Source organism: Bartonella sp. AD328YNZD (assembly GCF_042196425.1).
The window spans coordinates 1-6,574 of sequence record NZ_JBHIQG010000119.1 but is presented as its reverse complement, the minus strand read 5'-3'; the positions used below and the strand labels follow the sequence as shown (position 1 = coordinate 6,574).

Annotated in this window: 6 protein-coding genes; 3 read left to right on the top strand and 3 right to left on the bottom strand. The window is 39.4% G+C overall.

Going from position 1 to position 6,574, the window contains the following annotated elements; genetic code table 11:
* Window positions 1–910 precede the first annotated feature (910 nt).
* Together ACFIO3_RS06820 and ACFIO3_RS06815 are read right to left on the bottom strand one after the other, a co-directional pair.
* Window positions 911–1,924 carry a sensor histidine kinase gene (locus ACFIO3_RS06820; RefSeq protein ID WP_375607014.1) on the bottom strand — a complete coding sequence of 338 codons (1,014 nt, stop codon included), beginning with the start codon at window positions 1,922–1,924 and terminating at the stop codon, window positions 911–913.
* Window positions 1,925–1,946: 22 nt separating this feature from the next.
* Entirely contained in the window at window positions 1,947–2,741 is a 795-nt protein-coding gene (locus tag ACFIO3_RS06815) for a response regulator (RefSeq protein WP_375607013.1), read from the bottom strand.
* A 169-nt stretch (window positions 2,742–2,910) separates the two neighbouring features.
* Here ACFIO3_RS06815 and ACFIO3_RS06810 point away from each other — a divergent pair, with 169 nt between their 5' ends.
* The 3 genes from ACFIO3_RS06810 to ACFIO3_RS06800 all read left to right on the top strand — a co-directional run bounded on the left by ACFIO3_RS06810 (window position 2,911) and on the right by ACFIO3_RS06800 (window position 5,331).
* Window positions 2,911–3,114, top strand: coding sequence for a NepR family anti-sigma factor (locus ACFIO3_RS06810; RefSeq protein ID WP_015856821.1), 204 nt, complete (start codon window positions 2,911–2,913; stop codon window positions 3,112–3,114).
* A gap of 7 nt (window positions 3,115–3,121) precedes the next feature.
* Window positions 3,122–3,676 (top strand): RNA polymerase sigma factor, encoded by a 555-nt coding sequence (locus ACFIO3_RS06805; protein WP_375607012.1) that lies wholly within the window; start codon window positions 3,122–3,124, stop codon window positions 3,674–3,676.
* 224 nt (window positions 3,677–3,900) lie between these two features.
* Window positions 3,901–5,331 (top strand): sensor histidine kinase, encoded by a 1,431-nt coding sequence (locus tag ACFIO3_RS06800; RefSeq protein WP_375607011.1) that lies wholly within the window; start codon window positions 3,901–3,903, stop codon window positions 5,329–5,331.
* Between the two features lie 901 nt (window positions 5,332–6,232).
* Here ACFIO3_RS06800 and ACFIO3_RS06795 read toward each other — a convergent pair.
* Window positions 6,233–6,574, bottom strand: a 342-nt coding sequence (locus ACFIO3_RS06795) for a M23 family metallopeptidase (protein WP_375704234.1), incomplete at its 5' end; no start/stop codon positions are given.

Below are 6,574 nucleotides of genomic sequence, written 5' to 3'. Positions count from 1 at the left end.
TGTCGGTTCCCCTTTGAGATGTCGGTTCCCCTTTGAGATGTCGGTTCTATAGTGAATTAATCAAAGTCATAGGCTTGCACGTCATAAAAGGGTGTGTGGGGGGGCTTTATATTGGTGAGTAATATTTAAAAAAAGACTGAAATGCCTCTTATGGACGCTCTCAAAGGTCAACGGCTGTTGTAACATGAGAGACAAATGGTATGATGATGCTCAGCTACTACTTTTATGAAGTGAAAAGGGGTATGAAGGTAAAGAAGGACGTGGTGTAACAAGGGACGGGCTTGATGCTTCACTTTACGGGGGCTATTATATCTTATTTACAGATACTGTTTTGAAATGAGCGTGGATGCGCTGGGAAATATTAAAAAAGTGCGTGAATGAGGGACACAAATGTATTCTGTTTTAGGAAGCCCTATTGTAACTGAAGAGGATATCTCCATTAAAAAATGCGATAAATAAAAGCATAAAATGTGTAATTTACATCAATTAATTGCCGTTGTCGTGGATGCTTTAAGCCCGTAAAGCTGAGGAGTGATGATGGATATTAGCTTTACTTCTTGAAATTTCATATTCTGCCAAAATAAAATTATATACGCATTGCGAAAATTACACAAAAAGAGATGGGTAATAGGCTCGCTTTTATTTTGCATATAAAAGCTGAAACGGTTTGCTCTTTATCGTTTTGGTTTCTGTTTTAAAATATGCGATTATATGAGGGATGGAAGTTGATTGACAGCGGGAATGGATTTTATGTGGCTTTCAGTTCTCATCGTTAAGGTTTTGGGGAACTATTGGGGGACAATAGAGGTTGGTTTAAAGAGGTTGGAAAATATCTTTGTGCTTAATAAACAGATGAGACATTTTGCTAAAAAAGGGGAAACTTTTCTTGTTCATTGTTTAAAATGCTCTTTTAAGAAAAAATATCAAAATAAGTATCAGGAACAGAGAGGCAATAGACAATTCCTTCTTGTGTCAATTTGAGAGAAGCTGAACCATTCACGGAAATGGGAACGATTTTTTCGAGAACGGCACTACCAAAACAGGCTTTTTTATTGTTTGTGGGAGGGATGCCGGATTCAAAATTTTCATGCCAAGTGATGATAAGTTGTGTTTTACCATTCAGTTTTGTTTCGATTTCACAGCGTACACAGATGCTCCCCTTTTCTTGGGAAAGGGCTCCAAAAGAAAGAGAATTGACAATCAGTTCATGAAAAGCCAAACCGATATGCAAAGCGGCATTGGGAAAAAGATAAGGATCGACGCCTTCAAGTGAAAAACGTTCTGTTTCTTTCATAAAATAGCCTAAAGCTTGCGTTTGGACCAATTCGCGAAATTGAGCACCACGCCAATCGGAATCAGTGATCAAATCTTGAGAATGAGAAAGAGAATGAAGACGACCTTGAAATTTTCGTAAAAAAACCTGAAGAGATTCAGTATAGCGGGCGGTTTGGCTGGCAATACTTTGAATGATCGCTAGAAGGTTTTTAGAACGATGACTGACCTCGCGAAGAAGGATTTTAAGCACTTGTTCACGGCGGCGTAAGCCGGAAATATTGACACCGGTGGTGATAATCCCAATAATGTCTTCGTTATCATTGCGGTGGCAATCAATAGAAAATTTGTACCAAATCTCTTGTTTATTTGTATCTTCAAAACGTGCTTCAACGGTTTGCATTTTGCCACTGGCTAAAACTTGCAGTTTGATGGTTTCCATATTGTCTGCAAGGTCAAGCGAAAAAAAGTCGCTGTCACGACACCCAACCCGCCATTTATGGTGCAAATGGTGTGGCAAGTTTTCAGCCCATAAATAAACTAGATTTGTTGCCTGATAGAGAACGCAAATATCAGCACCACGAATCGCTTGCATGAGCGCACTCATATGAGATCTATCCATAGGAGGCTTTGAAAGAGGCGTAACGATCATAATTTTAAGATGTTACCCTGTTCTAAGCCGCTTTAGAAGCATTCTCTTGAAAAAATAAAGCTTGGGAAATAAGCGCTTTCACCATATCAGGGTTAAAAGGTTTGGTCACTAAAAAAGTTGGTTCTGGACGCTCGCCAGTGAGAAGCCTTTCGGGAAAAGCCGTGATGAAAATCACCGGTATACGGTCATTTTTCAAAATCTCGTTGACCGCATCAATCCCTGAACTGTTATCGGCTAATTGAATATCAGCCAAAATCAACCGTGGTTTTTTCTTATGATACATAATGACAGCTTCATCACGCGTGCGCGCTATTCCTACAACATGATGACCTAGGCTTTCTACCATTTGCTCAATATCAAGTGCAATAAGAGGTTCATCTTCAATAATCATTACTTCAGTGGCAATTTGTTGAGAAATATCAATGGATGCTTGGTTGAGAAGTTTGCGAAATTCTTTCGTATCCAGATTCATGATTTCGCTGGCGTCTTGTTCATGAAATCCTTCAACGGCAATGAGCAAAAATGCTTGGCGTGCACGGGGCGTGAGATAGGATAATTTGGCACTGGTTTTTTGTTCAAGACCAAATTGGGGCAGGGGTTCAGGGATGTTTGGTGTGGTTTGGTCAAAAAGATGGCAAAAAAGCCAATAGGTACCAATTCGGTCAGTGGAGGCTTTGGGAAAAATGGAGATGTCGGCAATGAGTGCTTCCAACATCGCTGAAACATAAGCATCGCCAGAGGATTGGCTACCGGTGACAGAGCGGGCAAAACGCCGAAGATAGGGAAGATGCGGGGCAATGCGCGTTGATAATGACATAATTTATAACTCCTTTGACCTTTCAAGCATTTTGTTGGTTGAAATTCTCAACCGATAAAAAAGTTCCTTGATTTGTATGGAACTTTTTACCGACAGCTATATTTACAACCATAAGGCGAAAAAATTCTTCGCGGTGCTACCAATAATATATGGATTAGGGGGATGAAAAATGAACGACCGTGATGAAAAAAATCTCACTACACAATTTACAGTTGGAGATGATCTTCTCGGGGTCAATAGCGAAATAGCACGGAAGTTACGTCAATTTTACATGGAAATTCAAGAAGAAGCACTGCCACGGTGTTTGCTTGAGCTTTTAGAGAAGTTGGAGCGCGCAGAGCAATTTGGCTTAAACAATGTGGAAAAGGTTTGAATCCTTTATGTCAAAGTGCGCGAAAAACTTTAAACAAGAACTCCTTTCTGTGTTGCCGGCTTTACGAGCTTTTGCTGTTTCTTTAAGTGGCAAGCACGATAAAGCCGAAGATTTGGTCCAAGATACTGTTATGAAGGCATGGGCTAAGCAAGATAGTTTTGAGATGGGAACTAATCTTAAAGCGTGGCTTTTTACCATTTTGCGCAATGAATTTTATAGTCAAATGCGTAAAAAGGGAAGAGAAGTTCAAGATACCGACGGCGTGTTTACTCAAAATGTCGCTGTTCATCCTGCTCAATATGGATCACTTGATTTGCAAGATTTCAAAAAAGCCTTAAATTTGCTTTCTGCCGATCAAAGAGAAGCCATTATTCTCATTGGCGCATCAGGATTTTCTTATGAAGATGCTGCGGCTATTTGTGGTTGTGCTGTTGGAACCATTAAAAGCCGTGTGAGCAGGGCGCGTAATCGATTACAAGAACTTCTTAATGTCAATGGTGAGTCTGATTATGGTCCTGATTCTTACTCAGCTGGAAGTACATTGTGTTCATTTAACGGCTAAAAAAGCATAATAATTATGATCGATAGCCTTGTTTTTTTTATTCCCGTTATAGCTATTACAGTAAAGTCAGTATCTGAGGGAATTCAGAAGTTTGGCGTGTATCTTTAAGAACACAAGAAAAGCCTGTATAAAACTTTCTCACGGGCTTTAGGTTTTATGTTCCATAAGGTTGCCTTCCTTTGTGCTGAAAAATGACGACTTTCAAGTTCGCCAATGGACATTCTATGACAACAAAAACAAATTTGATGCCTCAAATGCCTTCTTCTGATGCAACGATATCACGCTGGCGGTGGGGTGCGATTGTTGTTTCTCTTGTTATGGCTCTTTTGGCATCGGTTTTTATTATGTTGCTTTCAAATGCCGTTGATCGAGAAGTCGCACAGTTGAATACAAGTTCAGAATTGCGTGAACAGGCTGATTTGGTCCTTATTAGCTTGATCGATATGGCTGTTGCTGATCGCAGCTATGCAAAAACGCGCAAGGCGGAAGATAAAATACGTTTTGAAAATTCAGAGCGGGAGTTGGGGAATATTCTCGACTATATCGCACTTATTGTTTATGCGCATCCGCAGTGGTATAAATGGTTTACGGCTTTTAAAGAAGAGGTTGAAGCACGAAAAGCCTTTATGAGTGCCCATATGCATGCTCTTGATGCGATTTCTGAACAACCTTCTCAACTTTCTCATGCGGACTCTTTGGAAGTATCAAAAATTCCTGTAGCACGTTTAGCGCAATTGATGACAAGTTTTATTAATGGGGATGATGTGGTGCGCCAAAAACAGCGCGAGGGTATCGCATTGATGCGTGCTGCTTTAACATTGGCAGCTATTGTTTCTGTTGTCAGTACTTTTGTTTCGGCCTATTTTGTTATTAATCGTTTTCATCGTGATATGCGCTCTTTAAAATTGTATCAATTGCTGCTTCATAGTGAAAACATCGCTCTGGAAGCCCGCGTGAAAGAACGAACACAAGAATTAGAAAGAGCACGCAATCACGCTGAAAAAGAACGCCAACGGGTTGAAATATTGTTGCAGGATGCAAGCCATCGCATTGGCAATTCTCTTGGGACGGTGTCTTCTTTGTTGGGGCTCCAGTTAAACCGAAGCAAAAATGAAGAGGTCCGTTCTGTTCTAGGAGCTGCACGTGATCGTATTCAGACAATTTCTACAGCACATCGTCGTTTGCGCTTAAGTGATGATATGGAAACGACACTATTGGCAGAGTTTCTCAGTTCTGTTGTGCATGATGTCGAATTGGCAGTCCCTTTTGAATTGCGTGAAAACATCACCATTCACACCAACTTTAAAGAGTGTCGCCTGTCTTCAAGAGATGCGACAACACTTGGAATTATCCTTGGTGAACTGCTGACAAATTCCTTAAAACATGCCTTTCCTGATCAACGGTCCGGTCATATTTATATCTCCTTTGGTCCCCAGAAAGATGGACAATTGATGCTCATTGTAGAAGATGATGGCGTGGGAATGAAAAGCCAAACTTTAAAACAAAAAACAGGACTTGGTCGTGTAGTCGTGGAACAGCTCTGTATGCAATTTGGTGAAAAACCTCTGTTTGAAACTTCTGCTTTAGGAGGTACAAAAATTGTCATTCCTTTGCCAAAACTTAGCATGAATAGTTCAAAAAAAAGCTCTGACTGATTTTTAAAAGGGTAAATTTTCTCTTTGCTCGTGGTAAGCTGCCTTTCATTCATCGTGAATGTATGGGGAGGGCATCTTTTCACAAGAAGGAGGAAAAATACGGCTTCATAGCGCGAACACATCACTCTTTAATTTAAATTATCGATTGTCTTCAAGAGAAGCAACTTTGCTTCTTTATCTTTTGGTGTAATGTTTGATTTTCTCTCTTGTTGTTTTTTCGCTTTGTTTACTCCGATGATCAGCTTTCAAAATTCTCCTTTTTTGTATGTTTTATAGCTTTGAAGTGCTTAAGTTAAAATTTAAATTTATTTTGAATAAGTGCTCCTTTACGCTAATAATACTTATATTCGTAAGCTCTATTTCTTTGCGAATAGATTGTTTTTTCAAGTTTTATTATTTTTTGTAAGGGTTGTTAAAATTTTAAATAGAGGGTGTTTTTGTAAGCGTGTGGGAGAAATATTCTTAAGGTAAAACGTGCTCAGAAAGTTCATGAAACACTGTCCTTTAGGGTCATGAACAGCATAAGCATTCAATAGGTGGAATTTATTCAAAAAGAAGCCGGGTTGTTTATAGAATGATATGGGTTTTAGAATCTTCATCCTTTAGCGGGCACCTCTTTGATTTGAGATTTTATTGCATGGAAAACAAAGGGATTTTTATCGTTTTGATAAAATAAACAAGAAGAGTTAACTTTTTGGGGTTTCATATTTTTTACTTTTCTATTGTGCGTAAACCAGAAAAGGGGAGGGCGTTTTATTTTCAATCATTGTGATGCGACCTTGGGTGGCGGCATATTTCGGCGTATTCTTTAATAGATATTTAAAATGCGGAAATCTCTTTGAGAAAAGTAAGCGCTCAAGCATATTTTTTAGATGTTTTGAGTTGTAAAAAGGTAGATGCTTTAAGTTTCTTCGGAGGGTGCTATTGGGCTGTTGATCAAGGCATCAATGTTGTTTTTTTCTTGTAGGAATGTTTGTAGGTCTTGATTGGTTAAGGCTTTGCTATCCGGTATACGAATGCGCATGGGATCAACTTTGACGCCATTGACAATGATTTCAAAATGACAATGGGGACCGGTTGCCATTCCTGTTGATCCAACATACCCAATAATTTGTCCTTGTCGTACTTTCACGCCTGGTTTGATGTCTGGTGCATAACGACTTTGGTGTGAATAACTGCTAATATACCCATTGGCATGTTGAATTTCCGTATGATTTCCATAGCCGCCTGTTACACCTACTTT